This is a genomic window from Chryseobacterium sp. IT-36CA2 (genome assembly GCF_949767875.1).
GTDB lineage: Bacteria > Bacteroidota > Bacteroidia > Flavobacteriales > Weeksellaceae > Chryseobacterium.
In genome coordinates, this window is sequence record NZ_CATKPG010000020.1 from 442,539 (window position 1) to 467,241 (window position 24,703).

At 35.8% G+C, this 24,703-nt stretch carries 18 protein-coding genes; 7 read left to right on the forward strand and 11 right to left on the reverse strand.

The features are described from left to right. Nucleotides 1–53 precede the first annotated feature (53 nt). Nucleotides 54–971, reverse strand: a complete 918-nt coding sequence (locus tag ACM6F9_RS09385) for a type VI secretion system baseplate subunit TssG (RefSeq protein ID WP_414845475.1) — start codon at nucleotides 969–971, stop codon at nucleotides 54–56. Nucleotides 972–1,443: 472 nt separating this feature from the next. Between ACM6F9_RS09385 and ACM6F9_RS09390 the strand changes: the two genes are divergently transcribed. Further along, nucleotides 1,444–2,235, forward strand: coding sequence for a S1/P1 nuclease (locus ACM6F9_RS09390; protein ID WP_414845476.1), 792 nt, complete (start codon nucleotides 1,444–1,446; stop codon nucleotides 2,233–2,235). Between the two features lie 354 nt (nucleotides 2,236–2,589). Continuing rightward, entirely contained in the window at nucleotides 2,590–3,456 is an 867-nt protein-coding gene (locus ACM6F9_RS09395) for an RNA polymerase sigma factor RpoD/SigA (protein WP_002979276.1), read from the forward strand. 249 nt (nucleotides 3,457–3,705) lie between these two features. Here the strand turns inward: ACM6F9_RS09395 and ACM6F9_RS09400 are convergent, their stop codons facing one another. Beyond that, on the reverse strand, nucleotides 3,706–4,710 hold the full coding sequence (locus ACM6F9_RS09400; protein WP_414845477.1) for a hypothetical protein: 1,005 nt from the start codon (nucleotides 4,708–4,710) through the stop codon (nucleotides 3,706–3,708). Between the two features lie 328 nt (nucleotides 4,711–5,038). On the opposite strand from ACM6F9_RS09400, the gene ACM6F9_RS09405 reads away from it, so the two are divergent. The 4 genes from ACM6F9_RS09405 to ACM6F9_RS09420 all read left to right on the forward strand — a co-directional run bounded on the left by ACM6F9_RS09405 (nucleotide 5,039) and on the right by ACM6F9_RS09420 (nucleotide 9,484). Next, nucleotides 5,039–5,644, forward strand: coding sequence for a hypothetical protein (locus ACM6F9_RS09405; protein WP_414845478.1), 606 nt, complete (start codon nucleotides 5,039–5,041; stop codon nucleotides 5,642–5,644). A gap of 15 nt (nucleotides 5,645–5,659) precedes the next feature. After that, nucleotides 5,660–6,160 carry a GNAT family N-acetyltransferase gene (locus ACM6F9_RS09410; RefSeq protein WP_414845479.1) on the forward strand — a complete coding sequence of 167 codons (501 nt, stop codon included), beginning with the start codon at nucleotides 5,660–5,662 and terminating at the stop codon, nucleotides 6,158–6,160. A gap of 98 nt (nucleotides 6,161–6,258) precedes the next feature. Next, nucleotides 6,259–7,377 (forward strand): FAD-dependent monooxygenase, encoded by a 1,119-nt coding sequence (locus ACM6F9_RS09415; RefSeq protein ID WP_414845480.1) that lies wholly within the window; start codon nucleotides 6,259–6,261, stop codon nucleotides 7,375–7,377. Nucleotides 7,378–7,450: 73 nt separating this feature from the next. Further along, the gene (locus tag ACM6F9_RS09420) at nucleotides 7,451–9,484 is read left to right on the forward strand and encodes a S9 family peptidase (protein WP_414845481.1); all 2,034 of its coding nucleotides are present in this window, start codon (nucleotides 7,451–7,453) and stop codon (nucleotides 9,482–9,484) included. Nucleotides 9,485–9,568: 84 nt separating this feature from the next. Here ACM6F9_RS09420 and ACM6F9_RS09425 read toward each other — a convergent pair whose 3' ends face one another. The 9 genes from ACM6F9_RS09425 to ACM6F9_RS09465 all read right to left on the reverse strand — a co-directional run bounded on the left by ACM6F9_RS09425 (nucleotide 9,569) and on the right by ACM6F9_RS09465 (nucleotide 23,412). Next, a complete protein-coding gene (locus ACM6F9_RS09425; protein WP_414845482.1) occupies nucleotides 9,569–10,192 on the reverse strand; it encodes a hypothetical protein in 624 nt (207 codons plus the stop codon). Between the two features lie 146 nt (nucleotides 10,193–10,338). Next, nucleotides 10,339–13,023, reverse strand: coding sequence for a multicopper oxidase domain-containing protein (locus tag ACM6F9_RS09430; protein ID WP_414845483.1), 2,685 nt, complete (start codon nucleotides 13,021–13,023; stop codon nucleotides 10,339–10,341). 89 nt (nucleotides 13,024–13,112) lie between these two features. Continuing rightward, nucleotides 13,113–13,586: a DUF3347 domain-containing protein gene (locus tag ACM6F9_RS09435; RefSeq protein WP_414845484.1), complete on the reverse strand. Its 474-nt coding sequence runs from the start codon at nucleotides 13,584–13,586 to the stop codon at nucleotides 13,113–13,115. A gap of 121 nt (nucleotides 13,587–13,707) precedes the next feature. After that, complete coding sequence (locus ACM6F9_RS09440; RefSeq protein ID WP_414845485.1) at nucleotides 13,708–14,088, reverse strand: HYC_CC_PP family protein; 381 nt, start codon at nucleotides 14,086–14,088, stop codon at nucleotides 13,708–13,710. Between the two features lie 143 nt (nucleotides 14,089–14,231). Continuing rightward, nucleotides 14,232–16,469: a TonB-dependent receptor plug domain-containing protein gene (locus ACM6F9_RS09445; protein WP_414845486.1), complete on the reverse strand. Its 2,238-nt coding sequence runs from the start codon at nucleotides 16,467–16,469 to the stop codon at nucleotides 14,232–14,234. Between the two features lie 43 nt (nucleotides 16,470–16,512). Further along, entirely contained in the window at nucleotides 16,513–17,322 is an 810-nt protein-coding gene (kdsA, locus tag ACM6F9_RS09450) for a 3-deoxy-8-phosphooctulonate synthase (protein ID WP_414845487.1), read from the reverse strand. A 414-nt stretch (nucleotides 17,323–17,736) separates the two neighbouring features. Continuing rightward, nucleotides 17,737–18,261, reverse strand: coding sequence for a DUF1697 domain-containing protein (locus ACM6F9_RS09455; RefSeq protein WP_414845488.1), 525 nt, complete (start codon nucleotides 18,259–18,261; stop codon nucleotides 17,737–17,739). An 81-nt stretch (nucleotides 18,262–18,342) separates the two neighbouring features. Next, nucleotides 18,343–19,836 (reverse strand): hypothetical protein, encoded by a 1,494-nt coding sequence (locus ACM6F9_RS09460; RefSeq protein WP_414845489.1) that lies wholly within the window; start codon nucleotides 19,834–19,836, stop codon nucleotides 18,343–18,345. Nucleotides 19,837–19,926: 90 nt separating this feature from the next. Continuing rightward, entirely contained in the window at nucleotides 19,927–23,412 is a 3,486-nt protein-coding gene (locus ACM6F9_RS09465; RefSeq protein WP_414845490.1) for a DUF2723 domain-containing protein, read from the reverse strand. A 223-nt stretch (nucleotides 23,413–23,635) separates the two neighbouring features. Between ACM6F9_RS09465 and ACM6F9_RS09470 the strand changes: the two genes are divergently transcribed. Beyond that, nucleotides 23,636–24,673 carry a PLP-dependent cysteine synthase family protein gene (locus ACM6F9_RS09470; RefSeq protein ID WP_414845491.1) on the forward strand — a complete coding sequence of 346 codons (1,038 nt, stop codon included), beginning with the start codon at nucleotides 23,636–23,638 and terminating at the stop codon, nucleotides 24,671–24,673. Nucleotides 24,674–24,703 lie beyond the last annotated feature (30 nt).

The window sequence follows — 24,703 nt, forward strand, 5'->3', positions numbered from 1 at the left end:
TGTTTCTTTTCGAATTTATACTTTGTTGGTAATTGTAAATATAATAAAATAATTTAGAGGAATGTAGAGTATCCAAGGCGGCTGGCATTTCTTTCATCATCCTCCAGACTGAACGAATATTCCTCCTTTTCTGTAACAAAATTTTCTTCCACATCCACTGTTACAGGAAGAAAATAGTCATACAGTGACTGAAGCACATTTCTGAACGGACTTCCGGTAATATATTTTTTCATATCACCATAAGGAATCGGACCAATATTGACAACCCAGTTTCTCTGACCATCCATATGAGGACCACTTGGAATATAGGTTACCCCTAATCTTGAATTTCCCAATAACATGGAATCATCATTTTTCTCAATCTGATCAATAATATTGGGTGAGAAAGTTACTTTTACCGGTACCTGAAGAAAAGCCGTCATACATCTTTCAAACCATCTTTTATCCCCTCTTATCTGATGGAAAAACGGTAAAATATGCATGAAAATATAAGCACTCTGCTGATCCAGCATTTTGATCATGGGCCAAAGTTCACTTACCGTTTCCAGTAAAGAATCCGTATTGCTTGTGATATCAAATTCCGATTCCTTAAGCAAAGCACTGATCTCCGTAAAAAATACTTCCAGTTCAAAAGGACGGAAAAATTTACGGGCATCATCTTCTACCCTTTTCTGTTTTCGGATTTCCCTTACCACAGTATCTACATTCTTTCTGGAAGCCCCAAGAGATGGCGGATGGAATAGTCCTTCCGGAAGGTAATCATAGATACCCTCTCTGTAACTCTCTATAGTAAATACTTCCTCATCAAACCCTAAATAGCTGCTTGAAATACTTTTAATATCCTTAAGGTAAGCACGGTCGTTTACTCCCACACGCTCTATGAAGATATTGCTTACTGCACGGTGGTATTTCAAAAGGTTAACAGCCACAGCTTCAGCCTTAAAGTCTGTCTGCAGCTTATTGTAATGCATATCTACAATATTGTTCTCATACATAGTGTTTCCTCTGATTATGACTTGTAAAGATAATATATCTCATAAGTTTGAAAAAATATTTTTACAATAATTTTCTCCTAAAAATAATAATTTATTGACATTAATAGGAATAAACTTCTGCAAATTCCGTGAAAATACGGTAAATACACTGTTTATTTGTTTTTTTAATTTAAAAACTAATCATTCAGAATCAATCATTTAGAGTATAAAATTCAAGGTTTAAGGTTTAATGTCAAGGTTGTGGCTAAGTTTTTTAGTCCTTATCTATTATATATGAAGAGTTTTATGCCATTATCTTCCCTTCTTTCTCTTCTTTTCGAACCTAATAGGATAGTGCATTTATTTAGATTAAATTTTATTAACATCATCTTATAGAATAAATTCAGGATAATGCATGCTCATTCCGAAAGCTGGACGTATCTTTGCAGACTGAAAATTGTTATTTAAAATGAAAAGTATTTATTCTAAAATTCTGATTTTAGCATTCATGGCCTCTTCACTTTATTCTTATGCGTGGGGATTAACGGGACACAGGGTGATTGCAGACATTGCACAAAACCACCTTTCCCGAAAAGCAAGAAGAGAGATTAAAAAAATCATGGGAAAAGAACGCCTGGCTTACTGGGCCAACTGGCCGGATTTCATCAAATCTGATACTACAGGTGCATGGAAGCAGGCTTCATCATGGCATTATGTAAACATTGATCCAATGACGGATTTTAAAGCTTTTGAACAAAACTTAAAAGCGCAGGCAGGGCCAAGCCTTTACACTCAGGTAAATACCCTGTCCAGTCAGATTAAAGATAAAAATACTTCTGAAAAAGACAGAAAAATTGCTTTAATCTTCCTTATCCACATCATGGGAGATCTTGCTCAGCCACTACATGTAGGAAGAGCGGAAGATTTGGGTGGAAACAAAATTAATGTTACCTATTTTGGAGAAAAAACCAATTTACACTCAGTTTGGGACGGAAAATTAGTAGATTCTCAAAAATACAGCTACACAGAATATTCTAAACTTTTAGATATTAAATCTAAAGAAGAAGTAGCGCAGATCCAGTCAGGAACATTGGAAGACTGGTTATATGATTCTCATAAAATTGCCAATAAGATCTATGCACAGACTCCTAACGATTCTAAGCTATCTTACGACTATCAGTATAAGTTCAACGATACCGTAGAAAGACAATTGTTGTACGGAGGATTGAGACTGGCGAAAGTTTTAAACGAGCTTTTTTAAATACGGGGTGCGGGTTTGCGAATTGTTTAACCTGACCATCTAAAATATAACTCTTCAATATAAAAACGGGACTTCGGTTTCGTTTTTTTTATTTCAAGGTTTAAGGTTTAAGGTTTAAGGTTTAAGGAATTTATAGAATTTTCAATTGAATTCCAGTCTTTTAATTGATGATCTGTATTTTATTTATTAATCTAAAACAATCACAAATAACTAAATACCAAATAATTAAAACGTTTTTAAAATACATTCATACATTTTACTTTATACATTATACAAAAAACATTGCACCTTGTGTAACCTTTTTACCTTTTCATACGTATATATTATAGTAACTCTTTTTTGAGGAAAAAATAAATGAGACAATTAAAAATCACTAAGCAGGTTACCAACAGGGAAACTGCTTCATTAGACAAGTATTTGCAGGAAATTGGTAAAGTGGAACTGATCACTGCGGACGAGGAAGTAGAATTGGCACAAAGAATACGTGCAGGCGACAGAGCCGCACTGGAGAAATTAATCAAAGCCAACCTTCGTTTCGTAGTATCCGTATCTAAGCAATACCAAAATCAAGGTCTTTCTTTACCCGATTTGATTAATGAAGGTAACTTAGGATTAATGAAAGCGGCAAAAAGGTACGATGAAACTAGAGGTTTCAAATTTATCTCTTATGCAGTATGGTGGATCCGTCAATCAATTTTACAGGCATTGGCTGAACAGTCAAGAATTGTAAGACTACCGTTGAACAAGATTGGTTCTATCAACAAAATCAATAAAGCATACGCTCACCTTGAACAAGAAAATGAAAGACCACCTTCTCCGGAAGAATTGGCTGAAGTTCTTGACATGAGCGAGGAAGATATCAAAGAATCTATGAAAAACTCCGGAAGACACCTGTCTATGGATGCACCTTTAGTAGAAGGTGAAGATTCTAATCTTTATGATGTATTACGTTCAGGAGAATCTCCAAGTCCTGATAAAGATCTGATGCTGGAATCTCTACAAATTGAGATTGAAAGAGCATTGAATACTTTGACTCCGAGAGAGGCTGATCTGGTAAGATTATACTTCGGACTGAACGGAAAACACCCAATGACTTTAGAGGAAATTGGTGAAACTTTCGATCTTACAAGAGAGAGAGTTCGTCAGATCAAAGAAAAGGCAATTAAGAGACTAAAACACAATACCAGAAGCAAGATCCTTAAATCTTACCTGGGTAAATAATTTTAGCGTAAAAAATTTTATAGGCGGAGTCTGTTTTCAGGCTCCGTTTTTTATTGTAATTCATCAAAGAAAAAACTTATTTATATGTTATTCTATGCATTGATGAGTAATTTTTTACAATTTTGCTCAATAGAGATATTCATAAAAAAACCCGGAGAAAAAGATTTCTCCGGGTAATTATGTACCATGTAATTATCGTCAATTTATTAAAAGTTAATATTCTTATTTTCCAAAAAAACAACCTGTTTTTTAATCAATTCTTGTAACAATAACCGTATAGTTTCTTGATACATTTCCATTGTTTGTTATACTGATTGCTCCCATAGATGGCGTTGTTATTGTATAATTAAGTGCGTTAGTATTACCACCATCAGCACATCCTATAACTCCGGACCAGACAACTGCTGCAGTGTTTCTTCCTGTTCTGGTAATTGCTGGAAGACCATTTCCAGTAGTGGGACTGCTTATAAGCCCATTCTGCCCACTAATAGCAAACCAATTATTTTGTGTACTGTAATGAATTAAAAAATCTACTGTAGCCATATCACCACAAAGGGTAGGCGGTATTAGAACAGTACATCTGTAAGCACCTTGCGCCAAGCCTGTAATTACTGATCCGGTAGCACCACTTGCAAGTGTAATAGAAGCAGATATCCTCTGACCAGATGTAGATGAAACTGATGACTTCACTATAACTCCGGTAGGGTCTACATAAATAGGAGATGTTACTGTTCCTGCAGAAGCCTGATTGATCGTCCTGATTCTTGTAGTACCGTTGACATCCAGAGTATTTGTTGGAGTTGTGGTTCCAATTCCCACTTTCCCATCGGGCATCATTGTAGCAACTGTTGCCAAAGTTTGTCCATCTCCATAAGTTCCTGTGTTATTGGCTCCTACATTAAACTGCAAGCCGGATTCTGCTCCTGAAGCATTAATCGAAGGAATAGTCGCGGTCACATTAAACCAAAGGTTATCCCAACTTCCACTGGCTGCAGAATTTTTTATCCCGAAAAGAGAGCCTACTATATCCAGTTTTGCCCCAGACGCAGGTATGTTTGTCCCTACCCCAACATTTCCTGCAGAAGTTACATTAAAATCATTAAGCTGTTGAGCTACTGTAGGTGTTCCCGTAGTTACATTGTCTTTACCTCCATCAACATGTAAAGTAGTTTGGGGATTACTGGTATTGATTCCAACCTGAGAGAATGCCAATGATGAAACCAAAAAGCACATTAGGGTAATTTTTTTTTTCATTTCAAAAGTATATTTAATGTTATCTTCTCTACATCCTATACGTAGTATCTCAAAAGTGCAAAAAATATCGATATTAGATCAAAAAAGCACTATTACATACATATGACACCAAAGTAAAATCACTGATAATCAATTCAATATGTATAACTCAAAAAGAAATACAATGATTTTGGCTTGCTTTTATTCTATTTTATAAGCTTCTGTAACATTTTTCACAGTCTATCCAACTAATTAAAATCATATCCTCTAATCACTTGTAATAAAATTGAAATGAGTAATTTTAATTATCGGGATATGATGTTGATAATACACCAAAACAAAACATATTATGAAAAAAATACTATTCGCTTCTGCCCTTACATTATCCATGCTTTCCTGTAGAGAAAATAAACCCCGGCAAGCACCAAGTATAGAAAATGCAGTCGACAATGCTGAATCTTCAGTCTCCAGTTCTATTAAGAAAAATACCCGATATTCTGGCGGTGGAAATCTTGTTCAGGAAATCTATCAGGAAATTATCAAAAATGACAAAGCTTTACAGGAGCTTGATATCAGAATAGAAAACATTCATAATGAAACCGATACAATTCTTTCAGAATATGATGACATTCTTGGAAAATCAGAAACATACTATAATGATGCCGCTGTATTGTCAAATTCAATAACAGACTCTATTACCAAAAAACAGATTGAAAAAGAGATCATGGAAAGCTCTGAAAAATATGATGTAAAAACTCAAAGCATTAAAGATCTCATTAGCAAAATAAAAGCAAACAAGGCAGCTCTTTATAATGAATATATCGTGTTCAAAATCAGAAAAACGCTTCCTGAAATTGAAAAATATCAAAATGCTCATCCCTTAAAAGCAGATAGCCTTAATCAATTCATTAATAAACAGAATAAATTGCTGGAAGAGCTGAAAAACTTAAAATAAACACCATCCCATTTCATGAAATATACAACCAAATGGCTAACAGATAAAAGCCGCATCAAGGAACTCGTAGACTTTTTTATTACGCATAAAACAGATTCTTATATTTCTCATGGCGAAATGATGTCCGGAAGAGCCATAGATTCACACCACTGGAATCCTGATCTTGAAGTAATTCTTACTGAACAGTTGATCACAGATTTCAATTCTGACGGTAATTCCAAACTGAATATTCTGATTGCAGAAAATGAGAACGGAGAAATTGTAGGAATGATGGTTTTCAATGTGATCAACAGCCCTTTTAAAAAATATGCAATTTTGGAAGACATGCTTCTGGATCAGTCTGTGAGAGGCCAATCTCTGGGAAGTACACTTTTGGAAAAAGCCATTCATGAATCTCAAAACTGGAGCATCAGCTTTATTTTACTGGAAAGCGGAGTCAACAACCACGGTGCTCACAATTTTTTTAGCAGATATGGTTTCAAAAAAGTATCGGAGAGTTATATTTTAACGTTATAAATTACAGGCAGGATTAAATTTTATCGAAAATAGAATACAAACTGTATAGCAAGAGCAGTATTTGGCACCCTTGCGAAGAACCCAGCAAAAATCAATATATGAATACCATTTCAATCATCGGAGCCGGAATCGGGGGACTTACCCTTGGAAATATACTGAAGCAGCATCAATATGACTTCACAATCTATGAATCTGCTCCCGAAATAAAGCCTGTAGGTGCCGGAATTATGATGGCTGTAAATGCCATGCAGGTTTTTGATCGTTTGGGGTTAAAAGAAAAGATTGAAAATGCAGGTAATAAAATTCACAGGATTATTATCTCAGATGAATCTATGCAACCTATTTCAAAAACAGAAATCCTAGAACTGGAAACTCAGTACAATTCCTGTAATGTTGCCATTCACCGGGCTGAACTTCAGAAAATTCTGGCTAAAAATTTAAACTCGAATTCAATAAAATTAGATCATACTTTACAGAAAATAAGAAAAGAGGAAAACTATATTCTAGATTTTGAAAATGGGAATCAGATTGAAAGTAAAATCATTTTTGGAGCAGATGGCATCAAATCTCCTATCCGCAATCAGATCCTGAAAACGGGTACTATACGGAACTCCGGACAGAAATGCTGGCGTGGTCTCGTAGATTTTGATCTGCCGGAAAAACATCATCAGCAAGCTTTTGAGATGTGGGGGAAAGGAAAACGCTTCGGATTTGTAAAAATTTCCGATAAAAAAGTCTATTGGTACGCCTGCATCAACGAAAAAAGCTTCGGAAGGCATTCGGTAATTGAAGATATTTTCAATGATTTTGATTCTTTGGTTTTAAAAATTATTGAAGCTACATCCACTGAAAATATCATCTGTAATACCATTTCCGACCTTGCCCCTATTCCTCAATGGTATTCTGAAAATCTTTGCCTGATCGGAGATGCCGCCCATGCTACCACTCCTAACATGGGACAAGGTGCCTGCCAGGCCATTGAAGATGCTTATATTATTGGAAAATTGCTGGATAATCATCAAGATTTTAATACTCTTTTCGAAAAATTTCAAAGCATCAGACGAAAGAAAGTAGATTATATTGTGAATACAAGCCGCAACATCGGAAAAATTTCTCAATGGGAAAAAGGGAATTCACTGCGTAATTTTCTAATGGGACTGATTCCGGAAAGTGTGAATCAAAAGATGGCTAAAAAAATTATTGAACTGGAAATGTAGAGATTCAATTTAAGAAAGATAAAGATTTAAAAAAATTATATTCGATGTATCACTAACAACAAAAATTAAAAACATGAAAAAAATCTTTTATGTACTGCTTCTACTTATAGGAGCTCATACGGTACGAGCACAGGAAGTTCCGGTATTGGACAGAAGATTATTCTTTGGAAACCCGGAAATTGCCGGGGGACAATTGAGTCCGGATGGAAAATGGATATCCTTTATGAAAGAATATGGAGGTATTATGAATATCTGGGTAAAACAAATTGATGAACCTTTTGAAAAAGCACGTCCCTTAACAGACAGCAAACGTCCGTTGAATGGTTATTTCTGGTCAGAAAACGGAAAATATATCCTGTATGTAAAAGACAATAATGGGGATGAAAATATGAATATTTTTGTAGTAGATCCTATGGCAAAAGTAGCAAAAGGAGTTCCGGAATCCAGAAATATCACCCCACTTAAAGATGTAACGGCTCAAATCTATATGGTAAGCAGAAAAGATCCGGATCTATTGATGGTTGGATTGAATAATCGTGACAAAGCATGGCATGATCTATATTCACTGAAAATTTCTACGGGTGAAATGAAAAAGATCTACGAGAATAAAGACCGTATCACAAGCTATGATTTTGACTGGGATGAAAAACTGAGAGTTCTTTCCAAAACAGATGATAAAGGAACTACCCAGTTTTTTTACAAAGAAGGTGATAAACTGACTCCTATTTACAAAACATTAGTAACAGAAAGCGCTTATATCTCAAACTGGAACGAGGATAATTCCAAATTTTATCTGGTAACCAATAAGGGAGACCTGGATAAGTCTACCTTATTCCTGATGGATCCAAAAACCAAACAGATTACAAAAATAGAAAGTGATCCTAAAGATAAAGTAGATTTCGGAGGACTTTTTCTGGACAGAAATACCAGAAAGATGATCTATACCTCTTATACCGGGGATAAGACCGAATATTATTGGAAAGACAAAACATGGGAAGCTAATTACAAATTCCTGCAAAGTAAATTCCCGGGAAGAGAAGTTGGTTTTGCTAGCTCAACCAATGATTATTCTAAATTCCTGGTTTCTGTAGGTGGTGATAAATACGCTTCTGAAGCCTATTTCTTTGATGCAAAAACCCAAAAGCTAATCTTTCAGTATACTCCAAGAGCAGAACTGAAAAAAGTTGAAAAATATCTTGCCGGAATGACTCCTATCAGCTATAAAAGCAGTGATGGCCTTGAAATTCCAGCATATCTGACTTTACCAGTGGGATCCACAGGAAAGAATGTTCCTGTAGTGGTTCTTGTTCATGGCGGCCCTAAAGGTCCAAGGGATTATTGGGGGTACAATTCAACGGTACAGTTTTTAGCCAACAGAGGTTATACTGTGCTACAACCAAATTTCAGAGCTAGTGGCGGATATGGTAAAAAATTCCAGAATGGTGGCGATCTTCAATGGGGAAAACTCATGCAGGATGACATTACATGGGGCGTAAAATACCTTATAGATCAAGGAATTGCAGACAAAAACAAAGTGGTGATTATGGGTGGAAGTTACGGCGGATACGCAACACTGGCAGGTCTAGCCTTCACTCCGGATGTATATGCTGCAGGGGTAGACATTGTAGGACCAAGTAACCTATTTACTCTACTCGATTCTGTTCCTGCTTACTGGGAAGCTGCACGTGCTTTTCTTTATGGCATGGTAGGTGATCCAAAGACTGAAGAAGGTAAAAAACGAATGCATGATGCAAGCCCATTATTTAGTGTAGATAAAATCAATAAACCATTATTAATTGTTCAGGGCGCTAATGACCCAAGGGTAAAACAGGCTGAGGCAGATCAGATTGTAATTGCTCTTCGTGATAAAGGTAAAAAGGTTAATTATATTTTAGCTGATGATGAAGGTCATGGTTTCCGTAAGCCGGTAAACAGCATGGCGATGTATGCTGAAACAGAGAAATTCCTTTCAGAAGTAATTGGAGGAAGGTATCAGAAAGATATGCCTGATAATGTGGCAAAGCGTCTGAAGGAAATGACAGTTGATATTTCAAAAGTAACTTATACACCAGTAAAAACTGAAAAAGCTGCAGGAGTTTCTAAATAATCCTATCTTGTTACTATAAACAAAAAAGAGCGGAGCCTGAAAATCAGGCTCCGCTCTTGTGTATTTAGATTGTAATTGTTCTTATTAATTAATTCTTGTAAGGGTTATTGAATAAGCTTTTGTTGTATTTCCATTATTTGTCACATTTATTGTATTTGCAGCAGGCATTGACAATGTGAAATTAAGTGCTGCAGAATTGCTTCCATCAGAACAAGAAGGAACGCTGGTACTGTTCCAGGTTACAGCAACACTAGAAGAACTTGTTTGGGTAAAAATTGGGTGGTTATTCGCAGTGGCAATGATGAGTCCATCCTGTCCATTAAGCCCATAATAACTATTAGCTGAATTAGTACTAATAAAAAACTCTACTGAGGCTGAAAATGCACAACCATTACCAGTAGTAACAACAGCCCTATAAACACCATCAGTAACACTGCCAGCGAGCGTTCCTGTGCCGCCGCTGGCAACAGTGACAGTATTGGATCTTACACTACCATAAGTAGCTGAAGTAGAAGACTTTACAACAACACCGGTATTATCTACATAAAGAGGAGATATCACAGTGGTACCCACACCTTGATTAACGGTCCTGACTCTCGCAGTCCCATTAACATCCAAAGTATTGGTTGGTGTTGGTGTATTAATACCTACTTGGGAATATGCCAATGATGAAAGCATCAAAGAGGCAATTAAAAATTGTTTTTTCATTTTTGTTATGTGTTAAAATTTACAATAAAGTTAAAAAAAAATACACATATAGCAAATTAACATTTTAAAAATCAATAAAATATATTTATTTTCATATTTATAATTGTCCAAGAACACGCAAAATAGTTTACTGATTTTTATTCTATTTAATAAGTTAAAGTAAGACCTGCACCCCAGCCCATTTCATTGTCATAGTTTCCGGAAAGGGATAACCATTTTTGAACAATATACCGGAGTCCTGTAGAAAACTCTCCGTCTGAATTGACACTGAAATTTCCTCTCAGCCTTCTTGAAAGCGGAATATCTTCACGGCTCAATTCTAGCAATACTTTTCCGTTTTGATCCACACTTGCATCAGCTGTAATCAACATGGGTAATACATATTGCATCCCCACAATGAACGCAAATCTGTTTTTTGAAGCCTTCTGCTGTCCGAACCATGTTTTTTTACCATGAAAATCCATTCCCATATCTTCTGCCATCTGTCTCTCCATAATTTCATGATTCTTTTGAACCCTGATTCCTGCATAAGGTAATGCCCATTGAAATTTTCCTAAGAAGCGTCCTACTTTTGCGCTTCCTTCAAAATGGTCAAAATTCCAGTTGGAATGAAACTCATTCAGATTGGCCCATCTCGGCCCGAACATTGTCATTGTTTCTGCGTGGATTTTATTGCTTGCTATATCCAGCATTGCCATAGAACTGGTCATTTTATTATCCTGTATAAAGTTTTTCCAGGCCAGTTTTCTGTTTGGAAGCTGTGGATTGGGTTTTGAATTTTCATAACTGAAGATTCTTCCCATTCCCGCCATCATATGATATAAAATATGACAGTGGAAAAACCAGTCTCCATCCTGATTGGCTGCAAATTCTATGGTCACGGTTTCCATCGGCATGATATCTACTACATTTTTCAGCGGAGAATACTCTCCTTTTGAATTGATTAATCTGAAATCATGACCGTGAAGGTGCATCGGGTGGCGCATCATAGAATTATTATACATTTTAATTCTGAGAACCTCTCCTTTTTTAATCATTATTTTATCTGTTTCTGTCACCGTTTTGTTATCCAGTGTCCACAGATAATGATTCATATTTCCTTCCAGCGTAAATTTCATTTCACGGATACTGTCCGTAGGAAGAATAGTTTTCTCGGGAGACTTTAAAATATTATAAGACAGCCTTTTGATTGTTTTTTCTTCTTTTGTATCCATTTCTGAATGTTGGGAATGATCTTCTTTTTTATCTTCTTTCATTTTTATTCCCATCATTTCATTGATGTGCTTGGCTGTGGTTTTTCTCTGACTTTCGGATAATTCCGGATACATAACTTCATTCATATCCATCATCTGATTTCCCATCGTCATATTCATCGGTTTCATATTTCCGCTCATCTCCATCATCCCATTCATCATTTTCATTCCTTCAAAAAGCATCAGCCTTGGAAGATTGGGAGCCTCTATCTTCTCCCCTGAGCCCAGCCAAAGCGAAGCGTGCCCTATTCTGTCCTCAGAAGTTGCTCTGAATTCAAAGCTTTTATTCTCAGGAATGGTTACTTCAATATCATATGTTTCGGAAACTCCAACAATCAGACGGTCAACTTCTACCGGTACTACATCGTTTCCGTCATTTCCTACTACTTTTATCTTTCCTCCACCATAATTCAGCCAGAAATAAGTAGATGAACCTCCGTTAGCAACTCGCAATCTTACTTTGTCACCTGCTTTTAGATTAGAATAATCGGAGCTTGGACTTCCGTTGATTAAGAATTTGTCATAATAGACATCACTTACATCCATGGCTTCCATCCTTTTCCATTCATTCAAAGCTTTTGTTCCCAGGTTTCCAGATTTAATGGCTTCCCAATAACTCTGTACTGCATTTTTCTTTACAGCATACCAATCTGTATTGGCCATATGAAGTCTTCTTGCAATCTGCATGGGATCATCATCACTCCAATCTCCCAATAACACAGGAATTTCAGCATTATATTCTGTTTTGGGCTCACCTTCTCTTTTTTTGAAGACCAAAATACCATTCATTCCTATCTGTTCCTGAAGTGCTTCATGAGAATGGTACCAATACGTTCCGTTTTGGGAAATTCTGAATTTGTATACATGAGTTTCTCCAGGTTTTACAGGTTTTGTTGTAAGGTATGGCACCCCATCCTGTTCGTTGGGAAGAATCACTCCGTGCCAGTGCAGTCCTGTATTTTCTTTAAGCATATTGTGCAGATAAATTTCGGCAGTATCTCCTTCTGTAAAATACAAAGTCGGAGCCTGGAGTTTCCCATTGATTGCAATTGCTCTTCTGTTCTTCCCTGTGAAATTAACGATGGTATCTTTTACATAAAGGTCGTAACGAACCTTTTTCCCTCCAAAAGAAATTCTCCCGTTTTCAGAGTTTCTTTTTAAAAAAGAACCTTCTTCTTTCGGTTTATCTGGATGAGAATGACCTTCTTTTTCCTCAAGTTCCATCCCGCATTTCGGACATTTTCCCGGTTTGTCTGAAATTATCTCGGGATGCATCGGGCAGGTATAACTAGTTTTATTTACATCTTTAGTATCTATCTTTTCAACTTTCCCTTTATTTATTTTTGTTTCTGAGGGTTTTGTCTTTGTCTCCGTTATAGATTTCGCTTCCGGTCTTGTCGCTACTTTTGACTTTATAGCAATAGTCTTCTTCTCCAGAGTCATTCCGCATTTCGGACAGTTTCCAGGTTTAGAGGACACCACTTCATGGTGCATCAGACAAGTATAAACATTGTTTGTAGTTTGAGCGAAAGTAAATACAGAGAACAAAAGTACCAGAAACATTATTATCTTTTTCATAATATTTCGAACTTTTTAGAAGCTGCACAGCTTAAAGTTAATTATAACTAAGGCTATGCAACTTATTATTTTAAAGAACAGTACGTTAATTATTTAATCTCTGACTTTACACTTCCGCAAGAAAGCATAGACTTTCCATAGTATGGATTAACAATCTGTTTTTCATTACTCAGCCAGCTCCCATCTGCCATTGGGCAATATTGAACGTAGACTGGTTTATCAGAAAGTTTAAACTGTTTGGTCAGAGCAATCATATTGTCCGAAAGATTTAAAAAAGTTTCTCTTTGTGCAGCAACATTTCTCGCATCAGAAATAGCAGAAGCATCTTTTCTAAGCACATTAAGATTTCCTTCAGAAACTACTTTAAGATCAATTGCGGAAGCTGTTTTAATAAATTCTGTTGCCGCTTTTGAAGTTTTGTCAGCATCATCTGAAGCTAAAGCAGATTTGATAGCGATATAGTTCTGATACAGTTTAGAAACCTGAGCATCCTTTTTAGACTGCGCTGATAATGAAAGGATTGAAAATAAAGATAAGGCTGCTGTAATGATATATTTTTTCATTGTTTTAAATTTTAGAATTAATTTTTAATAAAGAATAATGGGTAACGCAACGGTAAATGCGTCAGGACGTGTCGCCCGTAACAGTATCTATTTTTATAATACTGAAAACGACGGACGGATTCTAAATTCTAAAATTACAATGATTGATATAGATAGGTACCGGCCGGTATTCTGGCGGTGCATTGATTTGAATCTGAGTAAACTTAGTTGCAGAAAAAGACTTATCAATAACAGCAAACTGATGTTCCACCGGAATCTCTGAAACTGCACTTAAGAAATCAACGTTCAGATAATCAGATTTCTGAGAATCATCTACTTTTACGATTTTAATTTCTGTTTTGCAGCATCCTTTTTTTTCCTTAACACCACATTTTCCACAGATATCGTCTGCTTTCTGACTTACAGAAACAAATTCTTTCGTACAATAATGAATGCTAAAAGCTGCTCCGGAAGAAAAACCGAAGTAGAAAATAGAAAACAATATGGCAAGAATCTTTTTCATTGGTAAGACAAAGTTAAAAATATCTCTGAGACCGTTGTTATAGAATTTGGTAATGTTGTTATAAAATTCTGGTAAAAAAGAAAAAGCTTCCGAAAATTCGGAAGCTTTCTGTTATTTTATTTTTATCCTGCGGGATTTCAATTCTATAGTTTGAATTCCAGTTTCACATTGAAGAAACGTCCTGTAAGACGTACCGGAACAGGATACATATAATTACTGTTATAATCTGTGATCCATTGGTTAGCAACAGTATTGTTAATATTAAAGGCATTGAAAACCTGAACACCTAATGTCAGTTCTTCAAAATTACCCCAGAAACCGGATCTCTTATTTTTCTCTTTCGGATCTATAAATACTTTCGTTAATCCTAAATCTACTCGTTTATAAGAAGGAAGTGTCTGCTGGTAGTTATAAGCAGCATTAAAATCAGGCTGCCCGTTACTGTTGAACATTACAGGAGCTCCTGTTGGCAATCCCATAGCATACACCAAAGTAAGATTCACACGCATAGACGGGAAGCTCGGCATATAATCCTGATAGAACATGGCAAACCTCAACCTCTGATCTGTAGGTCTTGGAATATCTCCTTTTCCATCAATATTTTCGTATACTCTGGCATAACTCGCAGACAACCAAGAATCTACTCCAGGTACAAATTCCCCGAATAATCTTGTATCAATACCATAGGCATATCCTTTGGAATTATTCTGTCCTGAATAACGAATCCTTACATTATCCATATAGTACGGGATCAGATTATCCATTTTCTTATAGTAAAGTTCCGTAGTCAGTTTAAATGGTCTGTCATACATCTGGAACTCATAATCATTGGCAAGAATTACCTGAATAGAGCGCTGTGATTTTATATTGGAATTAAAATTACCGTCTAAATCTTTGATCTCTTTATAAAAAGGAGACTGGTAATAGATTCCTCCGGAAATTTTGAACAACATATCGCTGTCCCAATCAGGTTTTATGGCAAACTGAGCTCTTGGAGAGAAAATAGTTTCCTTATTGAAACTCCAGTTGGCAACTCGTACTCCGGCGTTCACAAATACTTTACTGGCTCCCCAGTAGAACTTCTGTGAATACTGAGCATAAGCAGAAAGTCTTGTTGGTTCAATATTATTTTGTCCCGCAATATAATAAGCAAGCTTAAGATCTCCTGTAGTTCCGGTTCTCGGATCAATCACTTCCGGTCTTGGAATGCTGTATCCTGCGGAATCAACCAATTTCCATTCATTGGTAAGATCTTTCAGATTTTCTTTTTCATATTTAAATCCAACCTCAAAGTCAGTATTTACATTGGGAGAAAATTTAGCTCTGAACTGAGTTCCGTATGTTCTTACAAATAAATCATTTCTTGCATGTTCTATCTGTCCTCCAACATCAAAAGAAGTCACAGGCTTCTGTGTTATCGGATCAAAAGTCTGCAATTCATATTGCGACTGTATGGTATAATATTCTCTTTCTCTGTTCTGATAAGCAAAAGCATCCAAAGTAAGCTTCCATTTGTCTGTTGGCTTATAATTCATGGAAAATGTACCCATCATATTTTTATACTGGTCATTTTCCTGACCTCCATAGCCAATATTTACAGTAATAGGCTGCTGAAGACTTCCGAACGTAACACTTTTCGCCTTAGGAATCATCTGATAATCATTCTTGGAATAATATCCGATAAATGACATTGTGAATTTATCACTCACATGATAGTTCAGATAAGACTGGAAATCCCAATATGTTGGGTTAAAATCTGTATCTTCTTTTAAGGTATTAAGAACAAGATTGGTATTTCTGTATCTACCGGAAAATAAAGCTGTAAATTTTTTATTTTTCGAAGCAAGACCGGTTGTCAGTCTTCCTCCAATTAAACTGGCTTCTCCTGAAACTTCAAATTTTTCAGGTTCACGGTAATAGATGTTTAAAGCAGAAGACATTTTATCTCCATACTTGGCTTCAAACCCACCTGCAGAGAAGTTCACTGCAGACACCATATCCGGGTTAATGATACTCATTCCCTCCTGTTGAGAGTTTCTGATCAGGAAAGGTCTGTAGATCTCAATATCATTAATATAGATAAGGTTTTCGTCATAGTTTCCACCACGAACCATATATTGGGAAGACAGCTCGGTATTGGAGTTTACAGAAGGAAGTGTTTTAAGCAATCCTTCAATCCCTCCATTGATAGAAGCTACTGATTTCGCTTCTTTCGCTGAAATTCTTACGTTGGTAAGGTCATTGGTTCTTCCTGTTACTTTTTTCTGGAAGACAACTTCCTCTATATCGGTCACTTTAGTGGTCACTGTATCCTTTTTTCTATGTTGGGAGAAAATCAGTACAGGGACCATAAGGCTTAACGGTAAAACTAGTTTTTTCAAAAGAAATATTTTAGAATTTCTAAAATTAATGTTTTTTTAACAATTACAAAATTGATTCTCTAATTCTTGTCAATTTTTGTAACAAATCTTCTAATAAATCTAATCTTAACATGTTGGCACCATCAGACAATGCGGTTTCCGGTGTAGGATGTGTTTCGATGAATATTCCATCTGCACCTACTGCAATTCCTGCTTTGGCAACGGTTTCGATAAGATCCGGTCTTCCTCCGGTAACTCCTGAACTCTGATTAGGTTGTTGTAAAGAGTGTGTAACATCCAAAATCACAGGAGCATATTCTCTCATGGTAGGAATTCCTCTATAATCTACGATCAGATCTGTATATCCGAAAGAGTTTCCTCTTTCAATAATGGCTACTTTCTGATTATTGGAATCTGTAATTTTCTGAACAGCAAACTTCATCGATTCCGGAGAAAGGAACTGTCCTTTTTTCAAAGTCACACATTTTCCTGTTTGTGCTGCTGCCACCAATAAATCGGTCTGACGTACAAGGAATGCAGGAATCTGAAGAACATCAACATATTGTGCTGCTAATGCTGCATGCTCATTTTCATGAATATCCGTTGTTGTAGGAATATTGAACGTCTCTCCTACTTTTTTAAGAATTTCAAGAGATTTCTCTTCACCAATGGATGTAAAAGAATCTACACGGCTTCTGTTGGCCTTTTTGAAGCTCCCTTTGAAAATATACGGAATATTATATTTATCTGTGAGACTGATTACTTTTTCAGCAATTCTTAAAGCCATGTCTTCTCCCTCAATAATACAAGGTCCGGCAATAAGGAAAAAGTTTTTTGAATCTTTGTGCGAAATATTATCTAAATACTGAATCATTTTGTTGTAATTAAAAAGTTCAGTAAAAATACTGAGAAAGTTTCACAAATGGAAATTATTTGGTTGCTTTAACAGGCTATGATTGCAATAGTCTTTGAGTCTTTTGGATTCTTGAATTTCCGATTAATAATTGATGAATGCTTCGACAAGCTCAGCATGGCAACCCTAATACAACCTGTTATAACTATGATAACTAGTATAGAAATAAATAGCTTATGATTATTTATCCAAAAAAGTGAGTCTCCATTACTTTGCAGAGAGACAATGTCTTTGCAAGCTTAAAATATGTGAAAATAAAGCATAAAAAAACTCTTTGATTCCCTTTGCTTTAAAACATACAAGATTAGCATTACGTTAAAAGTTAATTTACAGCGATGTGATGCTAAGCCTGTCGAAGCATTTACGATAATTTATTTAGAATTTCTTCAGAATCTTCTCAAACGTATTTACATTTCTGCTGGTAAACTGATCTTTAAGGCTTTTTTTACCCAGCACTTTTCCAAAGGTAGAATCCAACGTATTTCCTTTCGGAACCTGCCAGTAAAATACATCATTGATGATTTCTGCCTTTTCATTTTCTACCTGTCCTGCTTTTTGAAACTCATCCATTAGAACTTTTTCCACACCCGGAATTCCAACAAAGCCATAAATATGAAGTTCTTCACTTTTATCAAAAGGAATACTGTTCCAGAAAACTTCTGTTTCTGCCTGAGATTTTACAAACAGAAACGCTTCATAAGAAAAATGAGCTGACATGGCTTTTTCCAATATGATCTTTAAATCTTTACCATTTTTATCTGAAGAAAAAACAATATTTCCGGAAGCTAATATTGAACTCACCTCTTTCATACCTGCATCTTTAAAGACCTGACATACATCAGCCATTTTCATATTGGTTCCTTTTACGTTGACACCGCGGAGAAAAGCACAGTATTTCATTTTTTTAGGTTTTAGTTTTTAGGTAATAGGTTACAGTTTTTGGGCCTTAGAGTTTAGAGGACTAGAGCTATTATAAATCTTTTAATCAACTCTAATGTACAAATTATAGTCTGTTCCGGAAGGTTTCAGGTTGTATATTTTTTCTAAAATTTTATTGTCACTTTTCAAGTGATCTTTCACACGGAATTCTTTCAAAAGTTTATAATGAGTTTTATAATATTCTGAATTCACATTATTTCCTTCGTATAGATTCTGGTAAGAAAGAAGGTACTTAGGTTTTCTTGTCTTTACGGTATTGATCCAGTAATTTAGTTTATCCTTTTTAATTTCTTCCTGAATCTGTTTATCTACCAACCCAACTTCATCAATTGCTTTTAACCCTGAGAAATAAGGTACATAACCAGCCGGTTCCAATAAAATCCACTGATTTTTATCTTTTTCATATTTATTTAAATAGGTTCCAATCGTTCTTCGGTAGTTCCATTCTCCATTTCCTGTTGCTATACAGTGAACAGTCTGGAAAACAAGCATTGGGAAAATATAGAAGATCACAAGTAATGACAGCCATAGGTTCCTCTTCTCTTTCTGTTCTAATACAAAAATAAGAATAGGAACAAAAAGCAAAAGCTGTGGTACCCAATAATACCAGTCGAACAAACTTTTCTGAGAAATAAAAATAATCTGTTTTGCCCATCCGAAGAGAAAAATCATCCATAAAAAATAGTTTCTCTTATCTCTTTGTCTGATCAGATAAATAAAACAAACCAGCTCAAAAATCAAGATAACAATAGTCATTGGATTGAAATCTCCAGGAACTTTCAACATTCCCCAGAAGTTTCCAAAACTTTTAAAAAAATGCTCAATATTTTGTTGGATTGTAAAGTTTTTATTGTAAAGAAGTTTTTTAGCTGTAATCGTATTATTCACTAGTTCTCCAAAGTAAAACCAGTTGAAAGCAACTGTAAATAAAACGCCCCAAATTCCGCCAAAAACATAATTCCATCGGATTTTTTTGTTCCAGAATACATCTACAAGAAATACAATTCCCAGGAAGATCACAGTATCAATTCTGGTAAACATGATGAGAACCGGCAGAAAAATCAATACCCATTTTTTGCCTTTATGAAACCCATAATACAATAATGACATCTCCAGAAAGAACAGAAGCCCATACTCCATTCCGAGAATTGAGATTTTAATGGATGGCGGCAAAATGCCGATCAGAAATATAAAGATTGCTTTATGCCATGGATTTTTAAGAACCAAATGAGAAAGAAGCAAAGTTCCTATTGTAAATAATAGAGAATTAAAAATCAAAAGAGGTTCAATAAAGTATTCTTTTCCAAAAACAAGATTGAAAAAATAAGACACAAAAACATATAAATGTGTTGTAGACGCAGAAATTTTGGTATCACCATTGAAACCAATTACTCCATAATCCCATAAATTCTGGGCGACTCTCCAGGTAATAAACGCATCTTCCTGAATATAATGTGTCAATAAAAAAAGAAGCTTAAAAGCAACAGTAGCTATTACAGCATAGATCGGGAACCTGCTATTTTTTGTTTCAGCCATTATGTATTTTTAATTGTACAAATATAATCTTAATATTCAGGATTCCCAATAAATAAAAAAAACGGAACCGAAGTTCCGTTTTAAAGTATGCTATTTTGTTGCTTTGATAATCGCTGTCGTTATCTGATTTTCTTTTTCTTTTGAATAAGTAGAGTCATAAGGTTCCATCACATCAAATAAATATTGATAGAATGGCGTGATCTGCTGAACATTTTCAGACTCCTTCATTGCCTTTTCTCTACCCATTTCCTGAAGATCTTTGATAAATACATTGAACTTCTTATCAATCGGCTCTATAGATTTTACCAGATAAGCATAAGCTTTTTCTTTCTGTCCGATTTTTGTGTAAGCATCCGTTACTGCAGAAACCACAAGAGAATATTCCATTGGTTTTGTTCTCATTTGTCTTCTTAAGTAACTTTGGTCTGCTTTGGATAGGCTTAAATAATAATCGTACTCTTCAAAGATTCCTTTTTTAAGCACCTCAGCCAATTGAAGACCTTTTTGCTCCTGACCTGCAATGATGTATCCTGAAACAATTGAGCTTAATGAACGTGGATCATTATATTTCTCAGCAGGAATTTCTTTGGCTGCAAGATCCAGAATTTCTATTGCTTTAGCTTTCTGTCCGCTTAATGCAAGTGCTGCTGCAGCTCTGCTCGCTGACATTCTATAGCTAATAATGTTAGATGTAGCTGTCTCATCAAAGTGAGCATTTAGGTTCTTAAAGTTCCCCCATCTGAAGTTTTTCACAACATTATAAAGAGAATTAGCATCTACTCTTCCCATATCTCCATCTGCTGTTGGAGGTGTTTGGATAGGAATTAATCTGTAGCTGAACCCGTCAAACTGAAGGTAATCGTTCAAATAGAAAATATTCTCGCTGTCATAAATACCTCCTGATGAGAAGTTGATTGGACGCTTCCAGTCGAAGTTCGCTAAAAGATCCATCAAAATAAGGTTATTCTTATACAATGTATTTCCTTTGTAAGTAATCATGATCTGATTCGCTACATTTGGAAGATCTGCCTGGTTGATAATTCCTGCTTTCAAAGCATTTTCTTTATTAACAGGAAGGATGAATTTGTTGACAGGAAGAATGTTATACTTTTCATATTTTTCTTCTCCGAAATACATTTTCAATAATTCATCTTTTTCAGGAGATTTGGTTTTAATGAAATTGATTGCTTCCTTCAATGTTAAAGAATCCTGAGTCAGATATTTTCTGAAAGACTGGAATTCTGTGTCCGGAGCTCCCTGTTCTTTCAACATAGAGAAAACACCTTCCCAATCTTCCTTCTTCATCATATAGATCTGGTCATTTACCCCATCTCTGTAATCTTCGTGTGTCAATTGGCTCGGGATTCCCATAGCGTTGTACGTTCTTCTTTTTACCTGATCCAGATTCCAAGGAGTTGAAGCAAGGGTAAAGTTCACAACCTTCACATCATCTCTGAACTGTTCAGTCTCCTGAATAGCCCAAACCGGGTAAGTATCGTTATCTCCGTAAACGAAAAGGATGTCGTTTTTCGGTAATGATTTTAATACAGAATACGCATAATCGTAAGCCGTATATCTGTTACTTCTGTCGTGAACATTATAGTTCTGGAAGCCCATCATGAAAGGAACTCCTAATAAAACGACTCCTAAGCCAATATTGGCTCCGTTTGATTTTATTTTAGACTGTAAGAACCATAAGATAGCTCCCGCTCCCAAACCAATCCAAATGGCAAATGCGTAGAATGAACCTACCATTGCATAATCTCTTTCTCTCGGTTCAAAAGGTTTTACTCCTGTATAGAAAACAATTCCTACACTTGTTAAAATAAATAAAGATAACAGTGCATAGAATCTTCCGAAGTCTCTGTTTAGCTGGAAGAAAAATCCGATTAAACCTAAAATCAATGGAAGGAAGAAGAATTTTACAGTACTTTCATTCTTGAATTTAGCAGGCATTTTATCCTGATTTCCTACCACAGCATTATCAATAAAAGGAATTCCGGAAATCCAGTTTCCTTTTGTGCTTTCCATATTTCCTTCAAGGTCGTTCTGTCTTCCTACGAAATTCCACATCAGGTATCTTACAAAGTAATATCCGTTCTGGAAAGAGATAAAATAATCCATATTCTGAAGAAGTGAAGGCTTCTGAACATTGATCAGGTTATAAGGTTTTACTTTCAGGTAATCTGCAGCTGTAATCGATTTGTCTTCATATTTAGCTCTCAGTTCGTCAAAGATCTGCTTTGCCTGTGGATTGTCTGCTACATCTTCATTCGCATAGTTGAATGTAAAATCAGGAGCACCATACATGGAAATATAGTTCGCCATTACATCCTTATCTTCATTAAACATTCTCGGCATTAAGCTTACCTGAGACTTGTTGAATACATAATTGAAACGGTCTCCGGTTTTTCTGTATGTTCCGGTTTTTTCATCTTTTTCGTAGATTTCCCCGGTTTTTTGTGTTTTGAAGCTTCCGTCTTCGTTCTTTTCAATTCCGTTAGCATCAAGGAATGCTGTATAGTTTTGTCCGTAGATGGTAGGCCAGTCACCATACTGCTCTCTGTTATAATAATCCAGCATACCAATTGCCGTATCCGGATCATTAAGGTTCATTGGCGGATTAGCATTCGCTCTGATAGGAATAACCATCCAGCAAGAGAACCCAATCATCATGAAAACTACAGATAATGCAGCCGTCTGATAAATATTTCTTTTTGCTTTTCTTGCATACTTTAGTAAGAAATAGCAAATCGCTACCATCAAAACAAAAGCTGCAATTGTTCCGGAATGGAAAGGAAGTCCAAGACCATTTACGAAGAAAATCTCCAGTCTTCCGAACATGGTCATAATTAAAGGGAAGATAATTTTGAAAACGATAATCAAAATCCCTAATGTGATAAGGTTTGCCCAGATAAAGTTTTTCCAGGTAAACTTATAATTTCTTGCATAATATACCAGACATACTGCAGGAATTGCCAGCATACACATCATATGCACTCCTACAGAAAGTCCTAAAACGAAGAAAATAAGAATAATCCATCTTTCACTGTCTCCCGCTTTATACTCATTCTCCCATTTGGTGATTAACCAGACCAAAAGCGCAATAAACATAGAAGCCATAGAGTAAACCTCTCCCTCTACTGCCGAGAACCAGAATGTATCTGAGAATGTAAAGCAAAGTGCACCCACTGCTCCGGCAAATAAAATAGAAATCTCCTGATGTTTTGTAATTTCTTCAAAATCTTTGTTAAGAAGTCTTCTCACAAAGTGTGTAATCGTCCAAAACAAAAATAAAATAGTCAGCGCACTGAACAATGCAGACATCGCGTTGATCACGATAGAATAATTTTCGCCTTTCCCTAATGCAAAAATGGCTGCCACGGCACCCACTATCTGGAATAAGGCAGCTCCGGGAGCATGCGTTACTTCAAGTTTTACTGCAGAAGAAATGTACTCGCCACAATCCCAAAAACTGAAATTGGGTTCTATGGTGGACAAGTACGTGAAAAACGCAATGACGAAAATCACCCATCCTGAAACGGTGTTCCATTGCCTAAAAGTCCAATTTTTCATAGTATTAAATCAATTATGCGAAAATAAGGCTTTTATCTTATTTTATGCGGGTTTTAACAAAATTTAAAAATTTTGGCGTAGTATTTGAGATTATAGACGTGTTAAAACTGTAAATACGAAAATGACTTTTTACAAAACTATGCCCTAGAAATCAAACAAAAGTTTAGTAATTATTTATTTTTTTGTATTTTTGCAGTCAGATTTTTATTGAAAATAACAAATAATGAGTAATGTTTACGATAATATTCTTGGCCTAATAGGACATACTCCTATGGTGAAGCTAAATACTGTTACAAAAGATATTCCAGCAACCGTTTATGCCAAGTTAGAATCATATAATCCTGGACATTCCACCAAAGACCGAATCGCACTTCATATTATAGAAAACGCAGAGAAAAGAGGCCTTTTAAAAGAAGATTCTGTAGTTGTTGAAACTACCTCCGGAAATACCGGGTTTTCTATTGCGATGGTATGTATTATTAAGGGATATAAATGTATTCTTGCAGTAAGTGATAAAACAAAACCTGAAAAAATTTCTTATCTGAAAGCATTGGGTGCTACGGTGTATATATGCCCAGCCAATGTACCGGCGGATGATCCCAGATCATATTATGAAGTAGCTAAAAGAATCGCTCAGGAAACTCCTAATTCTATTTACATCAATCAATATTTTAACGAGCTTAATATTGATGCACACTATCAGACGACAGGTCCTGAGATCTGGGAGCAGACTAAAGGTAAGATCACTCACCTTTTTGCCTGCACAGGAACTGGTGGTACGCTGTCCGGTTCTGCCAAGTTTTTGAAGGAAAAAAATCCAGATATCAAAATCATCGGAGTAGACGCAGATGGTTCTATCCTGAAGAGCTATCATGAGACAGGGGAAATACACAAAGAAGATGTACATCCTTATCAGATTGAAGGAATGGGTAAAAACCTTATTCCTGCTGCCCTGCTTTTCGACAAGGTAGATGAATTTGTAAGGGTAAATGACGAAATGTCTGCCTACAGAACCCGTGAAATTGCTTTGAAAGAAGCCATCATGGGAGGTTATACTACCGGAGCTGTAACGCAGGGATTGATACAGTATGCTCAATCTCATGAGCTTACAGAAAATGACTTAATTGTTTTAATATATCCTGATCATGGTTCCAGATATATCACTAAAGTATACAGTGACAAATGGATGGCTGAACAAGGATTTGTCAATAATTGTGTTCACAATTATGACGAAGTTTTCAAAACAGAGTTTATCAAATAAGAACGAATAAAATCACGATACAAATAAAGC

Excerpts from the sequence above, each read along its gene's own strand:
- ACM6F9_RS09390 (WP_414845476.1), top strand. The coding sequence starts at position 1,444 with ATGAAAAGTATTTATTCTAAAATTCTGATTTTAGCATTCATGGCCTCT.
- ACM6F9_RS09415 (WP_414845480.1), top strand. The coding sequence starts at position 6,259 with ATGAATACCATTTCAATCATCGGAGCCGGAATCGGGGGACTTACCCTT.
- ACM6F9_RS09455 (WP_414845488.1), bottom strand. The coding sequence starts at position 18,261 with ATGAAATACTGTGCTTTTCTCCGCGGTGTCAACGTAAAAGGAACCAAT.
- kdsA (WP_414845487.1), bottom strand. The coding sequence starts at position 17,322 with ATGATTCAGTATTTAGATAATATTTCGCACAAAGATTCAAAAAACTTT.
- ACM6F9_RS09420 (WP_414845481.1), top strand. The coding sequence starts at position 7,451 with ATGAAAAAAATCTTTTATGTACTGCTTCTACTTATAGGAGCTCATACG.
- ACM6F9_RS09435 (WP_414845484.1), bottom strand. The coding sequence starts at position 13,586 with ATGAAAAAATATATCATTACAGCAGCCTTATCTTTATTTTCAATCCTT.
- ACM6F9_RS09440 (WP_414845485.1), bottom strand. The coding sequence starts at position 14,088 with ATGAAAAAGATTCTTGCCATATTGTTTTCTATTTTCTACTTCGGTTTT.
- ACM6F9_RS09460 (WP_414845489.1), bottom strand. The coding sequence starts at position 19,836 with ATGGCTGAAACAAAAAATAGCAGGTTCCCGATCTATGCTGTAATAGCT.
- ACM6F9_RS09410 (WP_414845479.1), top strand. The coding sequence starts at position 5,660 with ATGAAATATACAACCAAATGGCTAACAGATAAAAGCCGCATCAAGGAA.
- ACM6F9_RS09405 (WP_414845478.1), top strand. The coding sequence starts at position 5,039 with ATGAAAAAAATACTATTCGCTTCTGCCCTTACATTATCCATGCTTTCC.
- ACM6F9_RS09430 (WP_414845483.1), bottom strand. The coding sequence starts at position 13,023 with ATGAAAAAGATAATAATGTTTCTGGTACTTTTGTTCTCTGTATTTACT.
- ACM6F9_RS09385 (WP_414845475.1), bottom strand. The coding sequence starts at position 971 with ATGCATTACAATAAGCTGCAGACAGACTTTAAGGCTGAAGCTGTGGCT.
- ACM6F9_RS09425 (WP_414845482.1), bottom strand. The coding sequence starts at position 10,192 with ATGAAAAAACAATTTTTAATTGCCTCTTTGATGCTTTCATCATTGGCA.
- ACM6F9_RS09400 (WP_414845477.1), bottom strand. The coding sequence starts at position 4,710 with ATGAAAAAAAAAATTACCCTAATGTGCTTTTTGGTTTCATCATTGGCA.
- ACM6F9_RS09470 (WP_414845491.1), top strand. The coding sequence starts at position 23,636 with ATGAGTAATGTTTACGATAATATTCTTGGCCTAATAGGACATACTCCT.
- ACM6F9_RS09395 (WP_002979276.1), top strand. The coding sequence starts at position 2,590 with ATGAGACAATTAAAAATCACTAAGCAGGTTACCAACAGGGAAACTGCT.
- ACM6F9_RS09465 (WP_414845490.1), bottom strand. The coding sequence starts at position 23,412 with ATGAAAAATTGGACTTTTAGGCAATGGAACACCGTTTCAGGATGGGTG.